This is a genomic window from Candidatus Omnitrophota bacterium (genome assembly GCA_041650805.1).
Classification (GTDB): domain Bacteria; phylum Omnitrophota; class Gorgyraeia; order 2-01-FULL-45-10; family 2-01-FULL-45-10; genus JBAZKM01.
The window spans coordinates 156384-180205 of sequence record JBAZKM010000001.1; the positions used below are offsets into that span (position 1 = coordinate 156384).

General features: G+C 45.7%; 22 protein-coding genes and 1 pseudogene. 3 read left to right on the forward strand and 20 right to left on the reverse strand.

Annotated elements, in window-relative coordinates; genetic code table 11:
• Nucleotides 1-17: 17 nt before the first annotated feature.
• A complete protein-coding gene (locus tag WC515_00925) occupies nt 18-794 on the reverse strand; it encodes a PEP-CTERM sorting domain-containing protein (protein ID MFA5145934.1) in 777 nt (258 codons plus the stop codon).
• 1 nt (nt 795) lies between these two features.
• Nucleotides 796-1572 (reverse strand): sugar transferase, encoded by a 777-nt coding sequence (locus WC515_00930; protein ID MFA5145935.1) that lies wholly within the window; start codon nt 1570-1572, stop codon nt 796-798.
• 506 nt (nt 1573-2078) lie between these two features.
• Between WC515_00930 and WC515_00935 the strand changes: the two genes are divergently transcribed.
• From WC515_00935 to WC515_00945, 3 genes are all read left to right on the forward strand, one after another.
• The gene (locus tag WC515_00935) at nt 2079-2594 is read left to right on the forward strand and encodes an ORF6N domain-containing protein (protein MFA5145936.1); all 516 of its coding nucleotides are present in this window, start codon (nt 2079-2081) and stop codon (nt 2592-2594) included.
• A gap of 70 nt (nt 2595-2664) precedes the next feature.
• Nucleotides 2665-3177 (forward strand): ORF6N domain-containing protein, encoded by a 513-nt coding sequence (locus tag WC515_00940; GenBank protein ID MFA5145937.1) that lies wholly within the window; start codon nt 2665-2667, stop codon nt 3175-3177.
• A 107-nt stretch (nt 3178-3284) separates the two neighbouring features.
• Entirely contained in the window at nt 3285-3638 is a 354-nt protein-coding gene (locus WC515_00945) for a four helix bundle protein (protein ID MFA5145938.1), read from the forward strand.
• Nucleotides 3639-3689: 51 nt separating this feature from the next.
• On the opposite strand, the gene WC515_00950 is transcribed toward WC515_00945, so the two are convergent.
• From WC515_00950 to WC515_01035, 18 genes and pseudogenes are all read right to left on the reverse strand, one after another.
• Nucleotides 3690-4319: an exosortase C-terminal domain/associated protein EpsI gene (locus tag WC515_00950; protein MFA5145939.1), complete on the reverse strand. Its 630-nt coding sequence runs from the start codon at nt 4317-4319 to the stop codon at nt 3690-3692.
• A complete protein-coding gene (locus WC515_00955; protein ID MFA5145940.1) occupies nt 4316-5146 on the reverse strand; it encodes an exosortase/archaeosortase family protein in 831 nt (276 codons plus the stop codon). The genes WC515_00950 and WC515_00955 overlap by 4 nt, the downstream gene beginning before the upstream one ends.
• 1 nt (nt 5147) lies before the next feature.
• Nucleotides 5148-5891, reverse strand: a complete 744-nt coding sequence (locus tag WC515_00960; protein ID MFA5145941.1) for a C1 family peptidase — start codon at nt 5889-5891, stop codon at nt 5148-5150.
• On the reverse strand, nt 5888-7651 hold the full coding sequence (locus WC515_00965) for a glycoside hydrolase domain-containing protein (GenBank protein ID MFA5145942.1): 1764 nt from the start codon (nt 7649-7651) through the stop codon (nt 5888-5890). The genes WC515_00960 and WC515_00965 overlap by 4 nt, the downstream gene beginning before the upstream one ends.
• Nucleotides 7651-8649 (reverse strand): hypothetical protein, encoded by a 999-nt coding sequence (locus WC515_00970; protein ID MFA5145943.1) that lies wholly within the window; start codon nt 8647-8649, stop codon nt 7651-7653. Before WC515_00970 ends, WC515_00965 begins: the two co-directional genes overlap by 1 nt.
• Before the next feature lie 96 nt (nt 8650-8745).
• Complete coding sequence (locus tag WC515_00975) at nt 8746-9738, reverse strand: NAD-dependent epimerase/dehydratase family protein (GenBank protein ID MFA5145944.1); 993 nt, start codon at nt 9736-9738, stop codon at nt 8746-8748.
• A gap of 108 nt (nt 9739-9846) precedes the next feature.
• Nucleotides 9847-12129: pseudogene (locus WC515_00980) on the reverse strand (glycosyltransferase).
• Nucleotides 12130-12744 carry a polysaccharide deacetylase family protein gene (locus WC515_00985; GenBank protein MFA5145945.1) on the reverse strand — a complete coding sequence of 205 codons (615 nt, stop codon included), beginning with the start codon at nt 12742-12744 and terminating at the stop codon, nt 12130-12132.
• 11 nt (nt 12745-12755) lie between these two features.
• Nucleotides 12756-14621: an asparagine synthase (glutamine-hydrolyzing) gene (gene asnB / locus WC515_00990; protein ID MFA5145946.1), complete on the reverse strand. Its 1866-nt coding sequence runs from the start codon at nt 14619-14621 to the stop codon at nt 12756-12758.
• Entirely contained in the window at nt 14621-15823 is a 1203-nt protein-coding gene (locus WC515_00995; GenBank protein MFA5145947.1) for a glycosyltransferase family 4 protein, read from the reverse strand. The genes asnB and WC515_00995 overlap by 1 nt, the downstream gene beginning before the upstream one ends.
• On the reverse strand, nt 15820-16413 hold the full coding sequence (locus WC515_01000; GenBank protein ID MFA5145948.1) for a serine O-acetyltransferase: 594 nt from the start codon (nt 16411-16413) through the stop codon (nt 15820-15822). Before WC515_01000 ends, WC515_00995 begins: the two co-directional genes overlap by 4 nt.
• A complete protein-coding gene (locus tag WC515_01005; GenBank protein MFA5145949.1) occupies nt 16343-17323 on the reverse strand; it encodes a glycosyltransferase in 981 nt (326 codons plus the stop codon). The genes WC515_01000 and WC515_01005 overlap by 71 nt, the downstream gene beginning before the upstream one ends.
• A gap of 9 nt (nt 17324-17332) precedes the next feature.
• Nucleotides 17333-18457, reverse strand: coding sequence for a glycosyltransferase (locus WC515_01010; protein MFA5145950.1), 1125 nt, complete (start codon nt 18455-18457; stop codon nt 17333-17335).
• Between the two features lie 10 nt (nt 18458-18467).
• Nucleotides 18468-19739, reverse strand: coding sequence for an O-antigen ligase family protein (locus WC515_01015; GenBank protein ID MFA5145951.1), 1272 nt, complete (start codon nt 19737-19739; stop codon nt 18468-18470).
• Nucleotides 19740-20696 (reverse strand): glycosyltransferase family 2 protein, encoded by a 957-nt coding sequence (locus WC515_01020; GenBank protein ID MFA5145952.1) that lies wholly within the window; start codon nt 20694-20696, stop codon nt 19740-19742. It abuts the gene before it with no gap.
• Entirely contained in the window at nt 20693-22180 is a 1488-nt protein-coding gene (locus tag WC515_01025; GenBank protein ID MFA5145953.1) for a hypothetical protein, read from the reverse strand. The genes WC515_01020 and WC515_01025 overlap by 4 nt, the downstream gene beginning before the upstream one ends.
• Nucleotides 22167-23150 carry a glycosyltransferase gene (locus tag WC515_01030; protein ID MFA5145954.1) on the reverse strand — a complete coding sequence of 328 codons (984 nt, stop codon included), beginning with the start codon at nt 23148-23150 and terminating at the stop codon, nt 22167-22169. The genes WC515_01025 and WC515_01030 overlap by 14 nt, the downstream gene beginning before the upstream one ends.
• 4 nt (nt 23151-23154) lie before the next feature.
• The gene (locus WC515_01035; protein ID MFA5145955.1) at nt 23155-23820 is read right to left on the reverse strand and encodes a class I SAM-dependent methyltransferase; all 666 of its coding nucleotides are present in this window, start codon (nt 23818-23820) and stop codon (nt 23155-23157) included.
• Nucleotides 23821-23822: the final 2 nt, after the last annotated feature.

The window sequence follows — 23822 nt, forward strand, 5'->3', positions numbered from 1 at the left end:
TAACTCCCAACTCTTAACTAAACTCGTTTTTTCCGCGCAACAAACCCTGCCAACCCGAACGCCACGAGCGCCATCGTCGCCGGCTCAGGGGCCACCTTCCCATCCACCTCTATAAAGTCGTTACCGCATGTCTCGGTCCAATGTACCCTGAAATCGTAATTATGGGTCCAGTTATCTCCGAACGCGGATACCGGGACATATCCTTCTATTATGTAGCGTTTCGGGCCATAGTAAGAATACATTATGTTTGTCGTGCCGGGGGTCCAGATCGTGCCGTTTATCGCCAGTATCTCCGTAGGCGCTCCGAGATAGGCATTGTAATTTGCGTTATTGCCATTCCATATACCCCAGTTCTTCTCCCCCAATCCCCACGTCTTTACGTCATAGAGCGTGCCTTTGCTGAAACCGCCGTTACCGGTCGTTTCGATCCCGTATGTATAGGCGGCCGTCTTGGCGCCGAACTGTATGGCTATATCTCCGGGACGTATACCGTTCAGTCCGGTAAACGGAAATCCGGTCACTACGGCGAAATAGAGATTGGTATTGTCAAAATATGTGTACATCGCTTCTGCATCATAGTCCTGCCCGCCGTAACCGGGATAGAGGAAATAACTCGTCTGATCCTCTACTGTATAAAATAGATTACTCGAAGAAGTGGGCGTCCAGTTCGTCCCGGGCGTCACTCCCCAATCGGAAAGGGATCCGTCAGTTACATCGATAGATAGCGCGAATGACGCGCCGGCACAGAATACAGACAGCAATACAAATAGTGCTACCAAGATCGTTCTCTTCATATTATCGCGCTCCTTTTCCGCGTGCCGAAACGATGATCGTCCTGAAGAATATCCTCAGGTCCACCATGAAGCACATCTCTCTTATATATAGGAGGTCATATTTGACCTTCTTCCTTACATCCTGTAACGTCTCATCATATTTGTGCCACACCTGGGCCAACCCGGTGATGCCGGGCCTTACCTCGACCCGTCTGGAGTAATCGGATATCTTGCCGCTCAGCTCTTTGACGAATACGGGCCTCTCAGGCCGCGGCCCTATGATGCTCATGTCGCCCCGGAGCACGTTAAATAACTGGGGTAGCTCATCTATATGCATCTTACGTATGGTCCTTCCGAATTTGATAAGACGGGGGTCGTTCTCCCTCGCCCATACAGGACCTGTATGTTTCTCCGCATCTATCTTCATCGTACGTATCTTATATATACGGAATATCTCCCCGTCCCTCCCCACCCTCTCCTGCGAAAAGAATACAGGCCCCGGGGAGACGGTCTTGATGATGACGGCGGTAAGGGCGATGACCGGCGATGCTATGACAAGGCCTATGGAACCGACGATGATATCGAAGACCCTCTTGAATTCGTGGAACCGGCGCCTGGCGAATCTGACCAGCCATCCGGCAAAACCGGTAGATATGAGCGCCATCGTTCCCGGCTCAGGAGCTATCAGCGGGGATTGGTTATTGGTCTGGGCGTAGCAAAAATTGATGATGAAGAGCGCCGAGAATACGAGAAAGCCGAATATCACGGCGTAATGGAATCCTGTCTTAAAAGTTCTCATGCCTCTATTCGCCCTTCTCTCTTCGTGAAATACGCTCGTAACGACGTATAGCCAGGAAGATATCTATATCTTTCCGTAACTCGTCGATCACTTCCCTTATGTTCTCCAGCATCTTCTTCATCTTTTCCTCTCACAAATATTATTTATCACTCTATATATAAGCATTAACTATGCCAAACTCAGATCTGGACTCAAAAAGTCAGTATTATTATTAATCGTAACTTATTACTGTATAATATGTTAAATCTGTTAGATATAGCGATAACCACGAAAAACCATGACATACCATGACAATCGTAGATAGGCGATTGGTGTCGGTTAAACACGCCGTCGGGTTGTGTTGAGTTGGGTGGACAATGGTAGTTTGGAGTTAGGAGTTGGGAGTTAGGAGGAAAATAAAAATAAGTTGCAATAATTTCCGCGTTTTTGGCATCTATATATGTGGGGGCGTAGTTGGGAGTTAGGAGATTGGAGGCGGGAGGAAAAGCAAACTTAAGGAGGGAAATATGAAAGATGTGGCATTACAAGAAGCTATTGAACAAAAGATATTCATCATAAGAGGCAAAAAAGTTATGATCGATAGAGACCTTGCTGAATTATACCAAGTTGAAACAAAGTATCTTAACAGACAGATGAGGCGCAACATTAATAGGTTTCCTGAAGAGTTCATGTTTCAGCTTACCGTTGCCGAAAAGAATGAACTGGTGACAAATTGGCACCGGTTTGACACAATGAAGCATTCAGCAACCCTGCCATTTGCATTTACTGAGCATGGGGTGGCAATGTTAGCCAGTGTTTTAAATAACGACAGAGCGATAAAGATCAGTATTTTTATCATTAATACTTTCGTAAAACTACGAGAAATGATCTCAACACATAAAGAGCTCGCGCATAAGCTAAAAGAACTCGAAGGCAAGATCGAAAAACATGACGCGGAGATCCAGGCGATTTTCGAAGCGATACGTCAGTTGATGACGCCTCCGCCTGCGCCACCGAAACGGCGCATAGGGTTTCATTCGTAGAGGCGTGAGGGTGGGTTGTGAGTTGTGAGTCGGGGGTGAGGATTAGGGTGAAAAAACAAAGGAGGAATAGATGAAAGATATGGTGACGCAGGAGGTTATTGAAAGAAAAATCTATCTTATAAGAGGCCACAAGGTTATGTTGGATAGTGACTTGGCAGAGCTTTACGCAGTAGAGACGAGAAATTTAAATAAGGCAGTAAGTAGAAATTTAGACCGTTTTCCGGATGATTTTATGTTCAGTCTGAGCAAGGAAGAACTTAACAACTTGATGTTCCAATTTGGAACATCAAGATGGGGCGGTACGCGAAAGCCGCCGCGGGTCTTTACCGAACAGGGTATCGCCATGCTATCAAGCGTTCTTAGGAGTAAGAGGGCAATTCAGGTCAATATTGCGATCATGCGGGTTTTTGTGAAGTTGAAAGAGATGCTATTGGCCCATAAGGAACTCGCACGTAAGCTTGCTGAACTCGAAAATAAGATTGAAAAACATGACGCGGAGATCCAGGCGATTTTTGAGGCAATACGCCAGTTGATGGCTCCGCCTCCTGCGCCACCGAAACGGCGCATAGGGTTTCATTCGTAGAGGCGTGAGGGTGGGTTGTGAGTTGTGAGTCGGGGGTGAGGATGAGGGTGGGTTCTGGGTTAGATGGTCCACTGTCCATAGTCGACGGTCCACAGTAAAGGATAAAAATGTCATTTAAATTTGAAAAGCTGGACGTCTGGCAAAAATCGGTAGATTTAAGTTCTGACATTCATGAATTGACACGCGAGTTTCCAAAAGAAGAATTATATATTCTTACTTCTCAGATTAAACGAGCGGCTGACTCAATTGCCTTAAATATTGCAGAGGGATCAACCGGTCAATCAAATGCAGAGTTTAGGCAATTTGTTGGATATGCTATAAGATCAGCGATTGAAGTAGTGTCGTGTCTTTATATAGGCAGGAAACGCGATATGATCAAAGATGATAATTTTAAAAAGCTCTATTTGGATACTGAAAGGATAGTCCGGATGCTACAAGCTCTTAGAAACTCTCTCGAATAAACTATGAGCTATGGACTTTCCGTGGACCATGGACCGTGGACTATGGACTATTTAGCTAGTAAGCGCCTCCACCGCCTTCACCGTTTGCCCGAGGAACTCTTTAAGCGTTGCAACCGTCTTGGATCCATCTCCGCTGACGACCATCGACACCCTGACCGTCGCCCCGGGCACATTACGGCCGAAGAGTTGGTGGGCGATAAGATAGAGCTGCTGCAGATAAAAATTTTCGGTATATAACTTCCCCGCTTTATACGAGTAAAGGACCATCTCTCTTAGTCCCGATTTCTCCAGGTCCAGTTTATTGGTGATGAACGATCGTTTATCGGAGGAGACCATTTCTGTCTTTTTGTTAACTATAGTCATCCCCTCCCCTATCAGACATACCTCCGGAGGATGGAAGACCGCCCTGTTCGTCTCCGAGTATATGAGAAATAGCGCCAGCTTATCACCTGAGGTGTTGACGTACTCCCGCAGTATCAGGTTTCGCGTCTCGAGTATCCGGTACTCCTCCTCGGTCATCTTGAGATCTCTCCCTTTCCACTCTCCGACCGAGTATGGGAACTTCCGGATATCGACCCTATCATGAGCCGCCTTCTCGCGGGATAAGAGGCTCAGCGACATCACGCCAGTGAGCACGAGTAATGCGATGATAGCGAGAAATCCCATCGTCTGCTTGTTCATTGCTTCCCTCCTTCGAGCGCCTTACTAACAGCAAGAAGCCCTACGAATGCGAAGGCGAAGACGAAGAACCCCGTGAAATCATGGAAGAAGCCCATGGCAACATTTTTCCCGTAGAGATCGTTGACTGTGGCAAGCAATATTATCCTCGACACGTTCGACGCGATCGCTATAGGAATAGACGAAAGGAATAGGATCGTCTTTTTGGTATATGACACCTTGAGTGAGTATGCGAAGAGTAGCCCCAGCGTCAGTAGCGAGATGAGCGAGCGGAGACCGCTGCACGGTGCCTCTATCGCAACGAAAGAATTGGGCATACGTATGATGCTGCCGTCCAGTACCGAAGGGAAACCTATCCTGTTCAGGATGAACGTCGCACATCCTGCTGCGAACAATTTTAACTTGACGGTCAGGTTGCCTATGATAACGAGCGGAAGCGGCACCATGGCGAGGAGAAAGAATACAGGGAATATCAGGTTACGGGTCATTTCCCTTCCCAGGAAGAAGAGTATAAGCCCATAAAGGACAAATACGAAAGAGAACCCTGATACGAATGATACCTTAAGCGAGGCGGATATTATATGGACGAGGAGGCCGGCAGCGACTATCCAGAGCCCTTTCATGTCGCTCGATACCGTTACTTTCTTCAGGATATCTTTCCTCTGCCATGCGATAAATAACGATACTATCGGTATCAGTATCCCGTGCCCGTAATACGACTCCTCCCCCATCCACCTGTCGTACATCCACACGAGCGTCGGTGCGTAGGCTACGAGCGTCAGCGCCAGGCACGTAGCAAATTTCAGTAGCGAACTTAATTTATTGCTCATCTCATCTCCTGACTGTCCAGAAATCACCCGCTAAGGTCTCGAGATACCGAAATGGCATCGTAAAATAACCGTCCATCCCCCACCCCTGGCCCCATGAATTCCGCACCAGGAAGCGCCGGGCCTTCTGATCATACCCTACCGCCAGTACGGCATGGCCGCCGAGGGCGCTCTCATCCTCCCCGGGCATATTTACAATGCCGGTCTTCGCGACCTTTGGCGATTCGAAACTTTCGTAGACGGTGAAACCGAAGACGAACGGATATCCTTCCGCAAGGCAGACAAGCATCTCGCGAAGCGTATTGATCCGGTGGTACGATTCTATCCGATGTCCTTTCGCCTCCTTGTAGCACTTCGCCGGCGGCTTATCATCGAACTTTTCTATTACGTACGGCCACATACGCTCCTCGCATGCCCCGTCATCCTTGAGTGACTTGATACCGTCTCGAAGCGACGCCCCTGAGTCGTAATCTACGCTGTCTATCAGGACGCGCTCGTTATAATATATGAATAACCGGCTCACATCCGTATAGATATGGTCTATCTTCATATCGAGGAACTCGAGGTTCCCTGCCAACGCCTGTGCCGTACAGCTCCCGAGGTTCCCCTGGTCCTCTACCATCGAACAATGCTCCCTTAGATCGACTTTCTCCGGCAACCTTACCACCGGCCGTATCGCCGTATAAAGATAATCCCTTTGATCCGGTATATCCGGATACCATCCGTAACTGCGCTTTATTGGTTTCATTTAGCCCCTTTACTTGCGGATAATATCACTTTTGCCAGCTCCATCCTTGCTGTATACCATGCATTGACATCCTTGTTCCATTTTTTCGGGGCGATGATAACGCTATCTACGATAGATGCTACCTCTTTCTCTTTTCCCATAGATCTGGCAAGCCACATATACTCATAGTCCTGTAACCCTCTCCTAAGCGATTTCATTATAAAACTTGATATGGGTTCCTGCAGCCCTATATATTCTCCGGGATAAAATAAAACGCCGTCTCCGTTAAGGCGCATAGCATCGCTTTCACGATAACCGGGTCTGCGCATCTGGTCATACGTCATTGGGTCCTTCCAAACATTTGTACTGTATTGAGCGGGGTTTTTGTTTATCTCTCCACCTGAAATTTTGTTTCCGTTCTTATCCCTCAGGCTGTGTGTGTCTATCCAATAACAGCTGTCCCAGAACATCCATCCTTCGATATCAAATTTCCATCCCATCCATGCGTGAGTTCTGCCGGCAAGTCCTGATGTGTCAACATACGGTCCTCCGCCCCACCCCATATTATACGTCCATATCTTATCACCCGCTTTCTGCCTGGCGCGCACATCCTGCAATACAGAATCTCCGCTATTCCATATATCGACATAACCGACGAGAGAACCCCAGGAGCGTTCCGGTGGTTTTATTGGGACTGTAACCATGCAAGGGAGCTTTTTACCTAAGGCCTTGTGCACCCAATCGCATCTTTCCCGTATAAAATCGTAATTCTTTTTTGAGCATGGCTCATCATATACGTATAACATCAGGATGTCAGGGACGTTCTTCTCGGCAAAAAATCTGAGCGCTTCTTTGCCCAGCCTTTGATATTCTGGTTCATGATCAAAATCATCTATTTGGATGACCCAGGTATTGACCGGGGTCTTTTTGCCGACACGTTTTGTATAAGCGGAACCATCTATGTAAGGACCCCTTCCGCGTTCGCTCCAATATTTTTCAAACTTATCGTAGCCCCATTCCATCTCCAGGTTAGGACAGAGGACCAGCCGATGCTGGTGTGCCATCTGAAAAAATTTGTCTTCGAGGGCCCTGAATTCAGGGTAACCTGAATCGTTATATCCAAATGCCCATCTCAGCTGTTCAGAGCCATAATAGATATACGTCCTGAAGTGTGTCTCATGCGGCAACATGAAATCCCAGACCGTAAGTATCACTCTCACCTTTACCGGCTCTTTTCCGTCGCTAACGATCGTAAAAACAGACTCATACTCACCCGCTACGGCGTCTTCCGGTATATATATGTCAACCCAGATCGGCTGGTTCTGGTCTTTTTCGATCTTAAACGGCATAATAGTTTTTCTTCCGGAACGAAACGGGATCATCTGTGTCGGATATACGCCTATCTGTGCTTCGTCAACCGGCTTTCCGTCGAAACTCGATGGTACGGTGACTTTTAAATAGTGCTCCTTGAATAGATCTATGTTACTTGCTTCTATTATGCCGGCATCTTTTCCCCGAAATTCATCTGCTAAAACCGTTACGCCGGATAAACTTTCGTTTAGGGCTTTGATTATCACCTGAAATGAGACATATTCATTCCTTGCGCCGTATATTTTAACGACATTTTCATCTCCATCCCAAAACAGATTTTTCTTTTCCGATTTATCATAAGGTGCTATTTTCTCACAATCACCAACACACCATATACTCACTTCTGCATATGCTGGCTCGAAATAAGATATTGATAGGATCAGAAAGACAGATATCAGGATATTTTTCATTAGCAGCGCCTTTTCAGAAGATAATCGCGATACATGGCTGGGTTACCGTTCAAGCCACCCTCGGCTGCTTTTATGATGTTGTAGATCTCCCGCGCCGTGACATAATGCAACATGTACTTCTTTCCATCGTTGTACTTCTCTTTCAGGTACGAATGCATCTTTCGGATACTTTCGCCGAGGAATATATCCGAGTTCGCCTCCTGAGCGCCATGAGTGTACACCTTTACGAATATCCATTCCGGCCTGCCTTTAACATGTATCTTCGCGTCTATCCAGTAGTCGATCCTTGTCTTCGTCGGAGGATTATGCGCGGATATCTCTCCGTTCTCGATCCGCGGAAGCACCTTCCATTTTCGCCGTCTCCAGTTAAGTGTAAGCGGACCCTGTATGATCATAAGGTCGCCGGACGGTTCTTTGCCCGCTTCCACATCTGTGCCGGTATCATGTGATTTTGGCCTTGCCGGATCGTCCTTTGCGTAATATATGCTGTTTATCTTACCTGTCTGCGAGCGATCGGGCGCTGACGGCAGGGTAAAATCGGCATAGCAGCCCAGATCATTGAGCAGTTTCAGTTCGCTATTCACTCCGCACCACCTGCTATCCCCTCTTGAGTTATTAAGCGCCCAATTACCGTGTACAAACCCGAATTTCGTCTCTTTTGTCTTGCAGTCAAAGGACAATGCTCCATGCTTGGAGAAGCGGTCTTTGCACCTTTTCAGTTTTTCTCTCATACCATCGGCGGTATCATGGTGGTGATGAAGATGAACTTCGATCTCGCCGAACCCTTTCCTGCATAATTCCGACAGCTTATCGAGATGTTCGGGCCTGTACTCTTCTTCGGGATAAAAGAAAGTGTGCTGCGGGAATTTCCCGTCAGAGTCGGCGAACTCACCTGCTGCTGCCGGGTAACCTTCCACCCATCTTTTGATCCTGCCTACTTCTGTCGAATATGCCGGCTCATTCCAGCCCGGCTCAAAGTGATCCGCCACACAGAACATGATGTGTACCGGCCGCTTTGCAGGGCGCCCCCGGTTCGGCTCAATACGCTGCCTTATATAACTCGATAACCAGATATGAGTGTTCTTTAACATATATTACACTAAAGCCGCTGCCCTCTTTTCAACCTGCTCTTTTATCCAGGGATATGTCTTCTCAAGGCCTGCCTTTAGACTGCATGAGGGGGCCCATCCCAGCTTCTTATATATGAGCGAATTGTCGGAATTCCTTCCGCGCACACCTGTGGGGCCGGCAATATGGTTCACGCTAAGCTTCTTCCCGGCAATGGCTTTCACCATCTCGACAAGCTGATTTATCGTGACCATCTCATCCGAACCTATATTCACAGGGTCCGTAAAGTCCGATCTGACCAGCCGCCTTATCCCCTCAACGCATTCGTCTATATATAGGAATGACCTTGTCTGCTTTCCGTCACCCCATATCTCGATCCTGCTGCCGTCTTCGGCCTCAGCCACCTTCCTGCATATGGCGGCAGGCGCCTTTTCCCGTCCGCCCTCCCATGTCCCCTCCGGACCGAAGATATTGTGGAATCTTGCTATCCTTACGGCCATGCCGTAGTTCCTGTGGTATGCGAGGTATATACGCTCGCTGAAGAGCTTCTCCCAGCCGTATTCACTGTCCGGCGCCGCCGGATATGCGGAATCTTCCGAGCATTTCGGATTATCCGGGTCCTCCTGGTTATAGGCCGGGTACATGCATGCCGATGACGAATAGAATACCTTCTTTACGTTCGTCACACGAAACCGTTCGACCATGTTGAGATTTATGGTAGCGGAGTTATGCATCAGGTCTGCGTCATGTTCTCCGGTAAATATATATCCCGCTCCTCCCATGTCGGCCGCCAGCTGATACGCTTCATCGAACGTCATATCGGTGATCCTCTCGCAGACGGTCTGATCCCGCAAATCGCCTATGATAAAGTCGTCCGCCTCTGTCGGGCTGAACTCGGGGTATTTGAGGTCCACCCCCCTGACCCAGTAACCTTCTTTCTTAAGCCGCTTCACCAGGTGGCTTCCTATGAAACCGCCGGCGCCGGTTACGAGCGCTGTCAATCTCTTGTCTGTCTTCATACCATTCTCCTTTTTAGTGCTTCTGTTGTTTGTTATCGAAAAGAGACCGCAATATCCGTCTATAGCCGTCTCTTTCGTGAAATTGTCCTCAAAACACTTCCGGGCGTTCACCTTTATTCTCTCTGCCATCTCAGGGTCTTTATGAAGGGCCTTCAGTATTTCCGTTACCCCATCCACGTCATCCTGCTCCGCGCAGAAACCGCTCTGGTATTTGTCCACCACCTTTGAGACGTCGGAATTCTTATCGACGAGCCCTAGGATGATCTGCCCAGCGGCAAGCGACGTGTACAATTTGCAGGGCGCCGCCACACAATCCAGGCTCTTCTCCAAACTCACCACCGAAATGTCCCCTGATGTAAGCGAATACGGCAGCACCGCTTTATCCTGATAAGGCAAGAACAACACATTGTCCAGCCCTTTCTCGCGCGCCATATCCATCAATTTCTTCTTCTTGCCGCCTTCGCCTATGAAGACGAACTTTATCCCATCCTCTTTTCTCAATCGATCTGCGGCCTCTATAAGCGTCTCCAGCTGGTGGAACAGACCAATATTCCCCGCATATAATACGGTCAGCTTATCATCCAAACCGTACTTTTTCGAAAACCAGTTATCCGATTTTTTAATAGGCCTGATAAATTCTCCGTCCGCCCAGTTGCAGATGACTTTGATCTTATTGCCGTTCCTGCCGATCTTGCTCTCTATAAGCTCTTTCATATTTTCGCTCGGCACGATCACGAAATCCGCATTCCTGAAGAATACCTTATTGCAGCTATCCCAGAGACGCGCAACGATACTCCCTTTTTTGATATACCCGAGCCGTTCCGCGATATCCGGATAGAGGTCATAGATGAGGCATATATATCTCTGCCCCCGGATAAGATTCAAGAGATACCCCACGATAAACAAAAACGGCGGCGTCGAAACTATAAAAAGAGGCGTCCTATCTTTCGAAAAGAGAAGTTTAAAGAATGCCAGGATCGTAAAACTTGTCCAGTTCAGCATCCTGCCCATAGAGCTATTCTTCTCAAAACGGGTGCACGCCACCCTTTCTATTTCGATCCCGTTATATAGTTCTTTGGACGGAAGCGTCTTACTCTTCGTGTATGTGGGCTGGCCTGTGAGCGCCGTGACGCTCCATCCCTTCCCAACCAAAGATTCCGCAAGTTCAGTCATCAGCTGGGCCGTCGATGCCACCTCAGGATGAAAATATTGCAGCACAAATCTTATCTTTTTCGTATCTTTCTTAAATATATCATTCCATTTATCCAATATAGAACCGGCATTTTTTACCCATGTATGTCTTTCCGCCACTTCCCGGCACGCTATGGAAGATATCTTTTCATAAAGCGCCGCATCGCTTAATATCCTCATCATCATCTCGCTTAAACTATCTTTATTATTCCTGGAAAAAAGTAAACCGTTGGAGCCGTCATCTATTATCTCTTCTATAGGGCGTATCCGTGGCGCAAGGACCGGTTTCGCCATAGCCATATATTCAAATATCTTTATAGGGGAACCGTAATCATTTGAATCCGGCATAACGCCGATATCAAAAGACGCTATATATTGAGGAAGTTCGTCATGAGGCACAGACCCGGTAAAGATAACCGCGTTCTTCAGGGCTCCGCTCCCCACTTTTTCTTCAAGCTCTTCCTTCATCGGCCCATCCCCGACCAGCATAAATTTTGTCGCGGGCGCTCTCTTTATGACGCTCTCTGCCGCATCTAAAAGAAGGTCCAGACCATGCCAGGGATAGAAGCCGCCTACGAAACCGATCACTTTGCCGCCGTTCAATCCGTGTCTGTCCCTGACGTTTTTTCCCGATATGGAGGCATCAAAGACGTCTGTATCTGCGGCATTGTGAAGTACTATTATCTTCCTTTCGGATATACCGAATTCATTTATTAAACTTTCTTTTAAAACCGATGAAACCGTCACTATCCCATCGGCCTTGTTGAATATGAATCTATCAATGGCCTCCCCCAATCGTGACAATGCCTTTGTTCTCTTGGGATACACCGATGTCCGCGAAGTAAAACTCACTTCAATGATAATAGGCACCCGACGCACCTTGGCCGATACAACACCCGCTATACTGAATATCGCGTATCGTTCGTATATAAAACCATACTGCTTTTTCTTTAACTGCTTCTGTATCCCCCAGAACGCAACGACATTGTACATGATCTCGAGAAGCTCAAAAACTATCTGCGGGACCAGGTAACGGCTCTTCTTCTGTGAACCGGTTTTAGAACCGGGGAAATTTCGCACACCCGGAGGCGAAACAATATCAACCTCATGGCCAAGCTTTTTGAATGCTTTTGCCATCTCGTCTATGTGACGGCCTGCCGCGCCGGTTGCCTGTGTTCTATGGTGATATAAGATATTCATCTAGCTCTTTCCTAACAGTTCGCTCACCGTTCTGAATTCGAAACCTCTGGTCTTCAGATCGGTCAATATATCCGGCAATGCTTCTTTCGTGTGCGCATAATCTTCGTGGAAAAGGAGTATATCTCCCGCGCTTATCCTCGACCGCCTTAGATGCCTCCGAAGTTCCTCCGCCGTATTAAATTTGTAGTCATGACTGTCGAATGACCATAAAACTATCTTCATATTGCTTGTCGCTGTATATAGCAATTTTTTTAGGCCTATCCTGCCCCATGGCGGCCTGAATAGGCGCGGAGATGATCCGACAATACCCTCTATGCTCTTTTCCGTCTCCTTTATCTCTTCCACGCCGCCCTTTCTGCTATGCCAGTAGGAATGGTTGGCAACCTCATGCTGATCCTCCGCCATGTGCCTAACAAGGGCCGGATGACGCTCGGCCTCCTTGCCGATAACAAAGAACGTCGCCTTTACGTTCTCGCTCTTCAGTATTTTCAGTATATCTTCCGTATGATCGACATGCGGCCCGTCGTCGAAAGTAAGTGCGATCCTTTTGTCTTTCACTTTTCCGCTGAAAGCGAAATATCTGTTTGATATTAATCTCTTAATAAGCTTCTTCATCTGATCCATCCTCAATCTATATATTTCCGATGCCATAATTCCAGCGTCACAAAAGAGAATATGCGGCGGCCCAGGTCTTCATTTTTCTTTATATTCTCGAAGAGCGTATCTATGTAGGCCCTGTTAAAATATCCTCTCTCAAGAGTCCTTTTTTCCGTGAGTAAGCTTTTCGCGTTGTCATACAGCGCTCCGCCGAACCATGCTGAAAGCGGCACAGGGAAACCCATCTTTTTCCTGTTGATAACCTTCTCCGGGAGAAGATCTTTCATTGCTTCCTTGAGGATATGTTTACCTATAGCGCCGTTAAGTTTATAACTATCCGGAAGGGATGTCACAAACTCTATAAGTTCATGGTCTAAAAATGGCGCGCGCAGTTCCACAGATGCCGCCATGGTCATCCGGTCTGACTTTAAGAGAATATCTTCCGCAAGCCACGATTTTGTGTCTATATAAAGCATTTTGCTCAGCATGCTTTTTCCACTCACGCGATCATGTAATCCTGCAAAATAATCGCTCTGCCGCTTGTCCACTACGTTTTTTAACGCCGGTGAGTACATCCTGTTTTTAATGCTTTCTGTCAAATCATACGATACTGACCTATAGCGGCGCTCAAACGGCTCTGCCATCCATTCAAAATACTTGCACATCTTCTCCTGTTTACTCATGCAGACCATTGCCTTTGCTATAAAGCAAAAGGGTACAAATCTTAAAAATCTCCTCATCGATTCTATCCTATACATCTTCGAATAGAGGGAATATCCGGCAAATATCTCATCGGATCCTTCCCCGGATAAAAGAACCGTAGCGTGCGGCTTGGCAAGAGAGGCGAGCTTGTATAACGCTATCGCCGCACTCTCAACGATAGGTTCTCCGCTGTGCTCAAGGAGAGTATCTATCGAACTAAAGAGATCCTCCGGGGTCAGGATAAATTCGTGGTGCTGTGTATTAAATCGAGACGCCACAATATTCGCAAACCCAAGCTCGCTCATATTTCCGACATCCTTATATCCTACGGAGAATGTCTGAACTGTTTTCCCTAGAATATCCGACATCAGGGCGACTATAGCGCTCGAGTCAAGCCCGCCGCTTAGAAAAACACCGAGTGGAACCTCGCTCATGAGCCGCATCTCAACGCTCTTTACCAGTAAATTCTTGGTCTTTTCACGGGCATCTTCAAACGATATGTCTATGGGTTCCATCTGCGCAATATCCCAATATCCTCTGGTATCTGTCTTCCCGTTTTCCGACATGAGCATATAATGAGCCGGCTCAAGCTTAAAAATGTTTTCGAATACTGTCTCTGGACCCGGCGTATATCCCAATGACAGGTAGAAATCGAGCACCGGCTTATGGACCTTAGCCCTAACAATTCCTGTCTTTAAAATGGCCTTTATCTCTGACGCGAAAAGGAAAACGTTATCATCCCGGTAAAAATATAACGGTTTCTTCCCCACTCTATCGCGGGCCAGCATCAAGTGCTTTGATCTTTTGTCCCATATGGCAAACGCGAACATCCCGTGTAACTTTTTGACGCAGTCAGGCCCATATTCTTCATAGGCATGCACTACCACCTCTGTATCGCTTTTCGTGGAAAAAGAATGGCCTCTCTTTATAAGCTCGATTCGTAAGTTTTGATAATTGTAAATTTCACCGTTGAATACTATGCATAAGGAATTATCCTCATTGAAGATCGGCTGGTGCCCGCTTGATATATCTATGATGCTAAGCCGGCGCTGGCCAAGCCCTACGTTGCCCTCAACGAAAAATCCCTCATCATCGGGCCCGCGATGGCGCATTGTGTCCGCCATCTGTTTCACCCACTCACGGGGAACTTTCTTTGTATTATCCCTGTATATCGCTCCGCAGATTCCGCACATTATACGGTACCGCTCCTTCTTGCGATGACTTTTTGAAACACATCCCGGTATTTCTCCGCCGCTGCCTTCCACGAAAGCTCGCTAACCGAACGGCGTATTTCATCCTCTTTCCATCCCTTCTTCAGCGCCGCGGAAAGAGAGGCGCTTAATTCGGATATATCCCCGGCATTGACTAAAATACCGTTCTTTTCGTTAACCAGTTCCGGGATCTCCCCCACCCTGGCAGCCACCACCGGTTTACCGCAAGCAAGGGCTTCAAGAACTACCGTAGGACACCCTTCGCTCAAGCTGGGCAGGCACATGAGATCGCTTGCTCCGAACCACTTATATATCTGGCTATGGTCCTTTTCGCCATAGAATTTTATCCTGTGAGATAATCCGTATCTCGAAACTTCATCCTCATAGCGCTGGCGCAATGGCCCATCTCCGACAACGGCAAGTTCGAAATCATCCTGAAGCGAACTCTCGAGTTGCTTTATTGCCTTGATCAGGCGATCGAAACCCTTAACCTCGACCAGCCGCCCCACAAAGATGATTATTTTTTGCCGTACATCCAAATTCAGCTCTTTTCGGCGATCTGTCCTATCCTGTATTGTAAAGTCACTTCCAAAACCGTTATTTATCACAGTTATTTTAGAATCGGCGAAGCCGGCCTTGCATAATTTCTCTTTCTGCTTTCCGCTTACTACCGTTATCAGGTCAGCTCTTTTTAACGCGTTCATGATCTGCTTCCGTCTTAGCGGCATATCTAGGTAGAAATTGATATCGCATCCGTGGGCCGACAGGACTATGGGTATATGCAGTATCTTCGCGATCCAGCATGCAGCTATTCCATCAGGAAATAACCAGTGCGCGTTAATAAGGTCAAACCTTTTGCTTTTATGCAACCTCATGACAGTAGGCAGGAGCGCAACAAACAGGAAGAAGCTATGTAAAAAACCCATTTTCGGGATCGCGATATATTTAGGACATACCACCTCGTGGCCGTCGATCATGTAATCGGCAGGGATAAGCGAAAATCGATACCATCTTTCGAATCTTTTTAATGCCTTCCACCTGGGAAATAAGGGAATGGGAGATATAACGGTTACATCGACCGTATTTCTCATCTCCTTAACCATATCCGCGACAAATATGCCGCGGTTAGGCTCCGCCGGATTCGGAAATAGATTAGTTATAAGTAGCAATTTTATATTTTTCATGTCCTATATTTCAATATTTTTGCCGGCACTCCTCCGACAACCGCATTATCGGGCACGTCCTTTACAACAACTGCATTTGCGCCTATTACAACGTTATTGCCGACTCTTATACCACCCAGGACCTTTGCCCCTGCGCCTATATGCACTCCATCTCCTATATTAGGCGCCCTTTCGGTTTCAAAAGGCGCCTTTACGCCGACTGTAACCCCCTGCGATATATTACAGTTTTTCCCTATTTTGACATTCGAATGGATAAAGATACCCCCAAAATGGCCTATATATAACCCTTCCCCTATCTCCGACCGTTCATTTATACTGATACCCGTTATCGCTTCAATGAAAAGTCGCAGTAAAAAATATATCTTTCGCGCTATTTTTCTGGCTAAGCCACTTCCCTCGTAACACCATTGGCCAAACCTGTATACCATGACCGCCTGATATCCTTGTGTCGTATGCAGATATATGAACCTGCTCAAACCCGGCTTGAATTCTTTGAGATCAATAGCCAGGAACCTTTTCTTATCGGCCGCAAGCCTTACAAACCAGCTCCGTTTTTCCATTTTCTGACCTTTGTTTAAATCTCTTAACAAACGATATGAATGAAAATCTTAAAAATGTAGCCAAATAGTAGATAAATACATCTTTTTGGAATCTGCACCCCAGGGACCTGACAAACTCTTCCCTCGCCTCTTTAAGCCTGCCCTTACAGAAGAGATCGTATCCTATCGTGTAATGGTTTTTTGCAAAACGATAGCTAAGATATCTTTTGATCTCCTTTCCGATCTCCGGATTGGTTTTTACCAGCTTTTCCATTACCCTGTCTATCCATAAATAAGTTTCTCTGATATCGCGCCTGGAGATATGGTCGGCATGCTGCCTTACGTTAACTATCCGGTCATTCACATAGCCGATATCGTGCACCTTGGCAATGCGAAGCCACAGGTCATAATCTTCCGACATGAAAAAGTCTTCATCGAACGCGCCCAGGACCTCTAATACGATTTTTTTGACTACGACCGTCGATGTCCTTATAAAATTTTCTTTTACCAGGGGATAAAAGGCGCTGCCGGAAAAGTTACGTTTTGCGGTACTGGAAAATTCTGACTTTTTTGTAATCCCGCTATTGTTAAAGTACATGAAATCTGAATGCACCAGTGCCAGCGAGGGCTCTTTTTTAAAAAAATCGAGCTGAGCCTTCAATTTCTCCGGAAGCCAAATATCGTCGGAATCTAAAAATGCCACATATTCCCCCCTGGCTTCTTTTATCCCCCTATTCCGGGCCTTTCCGGGGCCGCTGTTCTTCTGATAAATGCAGCTCATTTTACCGGGATGTTCAGCCGCATATTTTTTTAATATGTCTATGGTTCCGTCGGTCGACCCGTCATCTATGACAATGACCTCAAAATCTCTATATGTCTGATAAAACACGGAATCCAGCGCTTCAGAGATATATCTAGCGCAGTTATATGCCGGAATTATTACGCTTACCAGTTCTTTCATATATGCCTTCTACGTATTCGAACAAACTTCTTCATATATCTTTTCGTACTTTTCAACCATTGAATTGAACGTAAAGTGGTTTTTCACCCTCTCTTTTCCCCTGGCTGCCATCCTCTTCGCTTTAGACCTGTCTGTCAAAAGGTTTAGTATCGCTGCGGATAACTCTTTAGGATCTGCCGGAGGTACTACGAACCCCGTCTCCTCATGAAGTACCAGTTCACCGTTGCCGTCGACATCCGTAGCCACTATTGGCAAGCCGGACGCCATGGCCTCCAAAAGCACGATCGGCAGGCCTTCTCTCTTTGACGAGAGGACAAAGAGGTCCATCATCTTTAAAAGCTGTGGTATATCACGCCTATTCCCTAGAAATTTTATCCTGGCGGGTATCTTAAGTTCGCCCGCAAAGCTTTCAATTTTATACTTTAAAGGACCGTCGCCGATCAACAGCAGATAGACATTTGGGATTTTTTCAAGCACTAATTTAAAAGCACGCAATAGCGTTTGATGGTCTTTATTCTCATAAAATCTTGCAATATTTCCTATAACGAATTCATCCTGCCTGATCGATAACTCGCCGCGCATTTTCTCTTTATTAGCGCCTGTGTCAAACCTCTCGGTTTCGATCGCGTTATACACAACCTCTATTTTTTTTGAATTTATGCCTGATCTTTTTATCATGTGCGTTTTTACGCTTCCGGCCACTGCGGTTATGCGTCTCGTAAATTTCGCCAAGGCCCATTCGATGAATTCCCACCTCTTGACATGATAACTGTCATAATCTGTCGTTGTGTGCTCCGTGTGTATCAACGGAAGGCCCGCCAGGCGTGCTGCAATGCCCCCATAAAGCCAGTTCGTCGGATTATGAGTATGCACTATGCTGATATTTTCTTCCCGCAGTATCTTTGATAACCGAAATGGCAGCAAGATGTCGAACCTCTCTTTCTTACTAACCTCTATAACGCCTATACCGGATCTCAAATATTCGTCTTTTAATTTGCCGTCTTTTTCAAATACGAATATGCATGGTTCGAATACCGACCTGTTGAGCCGCTTGCATATCTCGAGAATAAGCGTCTCTATGCCTCCGACGTTGAGAGAATAATTTACAAATCCTATCTTTATCTTTCTCCTCATCCCCGCCTCTTCATATTATCTCTTTTATCGCTACAAGATAGATGCTGAACACTATCGCGACCATAGTCACGCATACTATACCGATATCTTTAAACGAGAACCTGAAGAATCCGTTGCCGGTCTCGCCTCGCGCAATATTTATGGTGGCGGCGCACAGCCCAAACCATAGAAAGAGTATTGCAAGCTCCATGGTTATAAAATAAGTCGTAACGACATACCCTACCATGCTTGAGAAAAGAGCTTCGGAAAGACTTATCAACTTTTTGTCCTTTATCTTTTCCAAACTATTTTTGCTTACTATACGTAACCATTTAAGGGAAAGATATATCAGTGCGGTATATATGAATAACCCGGGGACTCCCATCTCGACCATGGTCTGGACAAAATTATTGTGCCCCACCTCGTGATATACCTCCTGGAATTGCCCCTTGCCTATACCGAATACAGGATTTTCTCTGAAGAGGTTATATCCCCTCTCCCATATCCATGTCCGCTCATGGGCTGATTCCTCTGTAGAATTTAACTCATTCATCCTTGAGGGGCCGAAATTAAGTACAATTAAAATCGCGAAAACGACTGCAACACCCCAAAGGATTTTGGCTGACAACCGTTTCTGATACATGAATTTATTCCAGAGAAAAGTCACTATCACCGCTAAAAGTCCCAGGACCCCTCCGCGTGAATTCGTCAGATATACACCATACATCATGATCGCTATAAAAATTACATTTGCGATCCTTACCAACATGCTATAAGGATGAGTAATAAAACCGAACGATAGGGCGATGGCGATGACAAATAAAAGGCATAGAACATTTGGACCATCCCACGCCCCGATCCACGAAACCCTGTTATCTTTTGTCGTCGTTTGTCCATATACCGAGATGCCGTATAAATTATGGAGTATGACCTGTATGGCAAGAATCACGCTCAGTAAAATTATAAAAGATATTACTTTCCTTAACTGACCCGTGTCCCTGATGCTGAATATGAGAATGAAGAATATTGCCGTTCTTTTAAAATAATCGATAAGTTGCGGCGTAGCCGCATCAGCGTGCCCGGTAAAGAGATTGGATAAGAAGACCATCGCTAGGTAAAAAATAATGAAAAATAACTGCGCTGAGACAATCGGCCGTTTCTGTTGAGGCAAATTTACAAAAGCAATGATGAGAGCCACGCTCCCGACAATATCAACGAGCGGGAAGCCGTACATAGAGGGCAGCCAGTCCTGAGGCCTTATGTACAATGCGATCAAATATGAAAAAATTGCGATAACGCTCATCTATGCTTCTACCTTATTCAATACGTTTTCAGCAAAACCTATCGCCTCGTTGACTATATATATAGGCCTGCCTTTGACCTCTTCGAAGATCCTTCCTATATATTCGCCTATTATGCCCAGGAAGACGAGCTGAACGCCGCCTATAAAAGTAACTGCTATCAAAAGCGAAGACCATCCGGGTACGGCTTTAGATGTGAACAGCCTGATAAAGATCGCATACAGCGTATAGGCAAAACTAAAAAAAGAGACAAGAAGTCCAAAATATGTCGCCACCTGCAGAGGAAACCAGGAAAACGAAGTGATGCCGTCTACGGCAAGCCGCATCATTTTCCTTATAGAGTACTTGGAATTACCCGAATATCTTGCCGGAGCCACATATTCGACCCCTATTTGCTTAAAACCGACCCATTTAACCAATCCCCTGATGAATCTGGATCTCTCCCTTATAGTCCTGAAACTACGTATCACTTTTTTATCCATTAACCGGAAATCCGCTATACCCGGCGAAACATCAATTCTTGATATCTTTGATAATACTTTATAGAAGAATGCGGAGGTGGCTTTTTTAAATAATCCCGCCCCTTCGGTATCTTTTCTGATCGTATATACAACATCGTAACCGTCTTCCCATCTTGAGATCAGATCTTTTATGATCTCCGGCGGGTGCTGCAAATCGGCATCCATAACGATAACTGCGTCACCCGATGCCTTATCTATGCCTGCGGTGAGCGCTATCTGGTGTCCAAAATTACGAGAAAAGGATATTATCCTGACCCGACTATCCTGATCACGCAGATCCTTCATTACAGTGATGGAATCATCACCGCTGCCGTCATCGACAAATATGACCTCATATCCGTAACCGATCGACTCCAATGACTTATTTAATCTGTCATAAAATATCGATAGATTGCTTTCCTCATTATATACTGGCACTACGATCGATAATAGTTTCATAGCTTATTCACCTCGCCGTTTTTGATCGTAAGAAATAGCATTCCGGTCTTGTTGACGATTTTGCTCAATTCCTTTTCTTCTATAATAGATACGCCAAAATCACCCCTCCCGGCCTTCTGGTGTAAAATGTCATGTGCCCCATATGCTATAACATTGAAACCTTTGAGGTAGAATAGGGAATATTCCCTTTCGCGCGTTTCCGGATTCACAAGGACCAGCTCCCCGTTTTCCGGGATTTTCGATAACCATGGCTCGATCTGCCGTACCACCCTGGCGCTCTCTTCACCGCTTTTCTTCATTAATACAGCTTTATTCCTCACTGCTATGGCCTGAACGCTCATCATCACAAGTATTATCAAAACTATAGATGCCAGCAGGACTCTCCTATTTTTTCCCGTGGCGCTCTCTATGGCCTTACCCGCGCCGATCCCGGCCAAAATTGAAACATAGGGCATGGCGCTATATGTGTACATCTCCGAGACATGCAATATGAGAAATGTAGGGAATAGCGCCATGACGCTTATGATGCCTATAGCTGCTAACATCGCTTTATTCTTGGCTTTCATCAGCCCGTATCCTGCAATGATCCAAAATATGAAAGTGGTTACGAAATAAAATGTGATCTTAACAACGTTTTTTGAGATAATCGAAAAATAGATATCTATGGATGACCACGGCATGATTGCGCTCGATCCCTGCATGATCAAATTCTTGATCACATAAAAACCAAATCCTATGGTGTAGTTGTCCTGGCTGCTGTGCGATGGCGGGACAACTACATAAGAACGGATTATATAATATATTGCAAAAATAACAAAAAATGGCACTGTCAGAGCAAAAGAACGCATCAGCGAGCCGAACCTTCGCCCTTTCACGATCTCATAGCACGTTATTACAAAAGGAATGATAAGGAGATAGGAGATACCGTTCTCTTTCATAAAAATCGATACGGTAAAGCATAGAAGCGAGGCCAGATAATATTTTAGATCCATCCTTTCCGTTTTCGGTTCACAATGTGCACTATATATAAAGAAAAGTCCGAGCGCTCCGAAAAAAACTGATGCAATATGATTGAAAGCGTCATTGCCCAATACTGCGAGCACATTTATCTGGCCTACAGCCATGTAAAGTGCGGATAGGAACGCCGGTAACCTTCCAAAACCGGCATATACAACAAATCTGTACACAAAAGTGCATAGTAAAATATGAAGGGATATCTGCACGATCTGCATCGGCCATGTTGCACTTCCGAAAAACGTTTGGATAAGCGCGGCAAACATTGCCTGAAGGGGCCTATATGTATGGATACCGGGATTGGTGTGTGTGAAAAAGTAAAAGATTTTCGATGATGGGTTTTCGAACACAAACTTGTAATCATCATTGAAATAATGATGTCCTATGCCGGGATAGTATATAGCAAATATGGCCATAACCGTCATAATGAATACGGCAAACGGATGATACTGTATCTTAATCGGTTTCATAGGTATTTTGCGATGCCCCGGATTTAAGCTTCTTTTTTATATTTCTTAAATACTCCGAAAACTTTACACCTAAAACATTTGCTAGTGTTATTTTGAACAGTGCGGAAAACTTAGCATTGTTCAGACCGGCATAATATAAATGCTTACTTATCTGTTTTAATGCTCCCCTGAAATCATTATTGACCAGAAGGTCTTCGGCATAATCTTTGTGCACTTCAGCGAGAACCTTCCTTACAAGCGGCCTGTTCGCTTCGGCAAATTTCAGCTTCCCGTCCAAGAAGTTCCTGATAGCCTGGAGTTGACGGGCATGGATATGTGCATGCTTGCTTGTGTTCATATCGTACTGCCTGTATTTCGTCAATGGCTTATCGATAAGGCCTATAGGAAAAGCCGCTGCGGCCCTAAAAAGAAAATCAGTATCTTCTCCGCCGTCTCTAAAGGATTCGTCGAATAGACCTATGCTATTAAAAATCTCCCTCTTCACCATAATGGAAGATGGCATTATTCCGTGATGTTCAAACACATACTTTATCACCATCCCATCGAGCGGGATCTTCCTACGGCGATCAGAATATCCAATGGTATTCCCGTGCTCATCAATCAATTCCAGCTCCGTATAACACATGTACATCTCCGGATTATTCTTTAAAAAATTTACCTGTTGATAAAGCTTGTCGGTCTGCCAAACATCATCCGAATCTAAGAATGCTATGTAATCACCCCTTGATCTCTGTATGCCGAAATTGCGGGCACTCGCTATACCCCCGTTTTCTTTGTAAAAGTAGTTTATCACCGCCATATAAGGCTTGAGCACTTCCTTGACAGCGGCATTAGTGGAGCCATCGTTCACGACTATAACCTCATAATCTTTATATGTTTGTGACAATACGCTCTCTATTGTCTCCGCTATATAATCCGCGCGATTATAAACCGGTATTATTACACTTGTTTCGGGCCTGTGGCTGTTCATGCTTTCATTCTTTCTGGGCAACGCATGCAAACTGACGAAACCTCATATCCTCAAACATATTAAATAAAATACGGTTTATGATTTCGAATTTCCACGAGAATTTTCCGGCATTTATGCCTTCTAATTTAATTATGCGATAATCACAGGCTTTAAACATATCCCTTATGCTTTCTTCAACAAAGAATCTTAAGTGAGTTTTATCCAGTATGCCCTCGTCTTCATATTTCCATTGTTTATCTATCAAAAGCTTCTTTATGTTTGACAGGAATCTTACGTTGGGAATAGAGGCGACGACGTAGCCCCCTTCAACAATATATTCCCTGACGTCTCGCAATACGGTCCATGGATATTTAAAATGTTCTATAACGTCGTTGAATACTACACAATCAAAGTATTTTTTCGGGACATCGACATTCTCATCTTCAAAGTCGCCCACGATAAAATGATCCAACCTAGAAATCGCCTCATCCGCTACCGGCAAAGACATATCCACTCCCCACACCTCAACCCCCCTAAGCCGTTTCAATAACAAGCCAAAGCTTCCTTCCGCACATCCTATTTCCAGTACCTTATGCACGCCGGGAGGGACGAATTTAAGCATTTCATTGCGCGCACAAGAATAATACTTTTTGTTCTTTCTTTTATCTGGACAAAAAATATTATCATCCATAT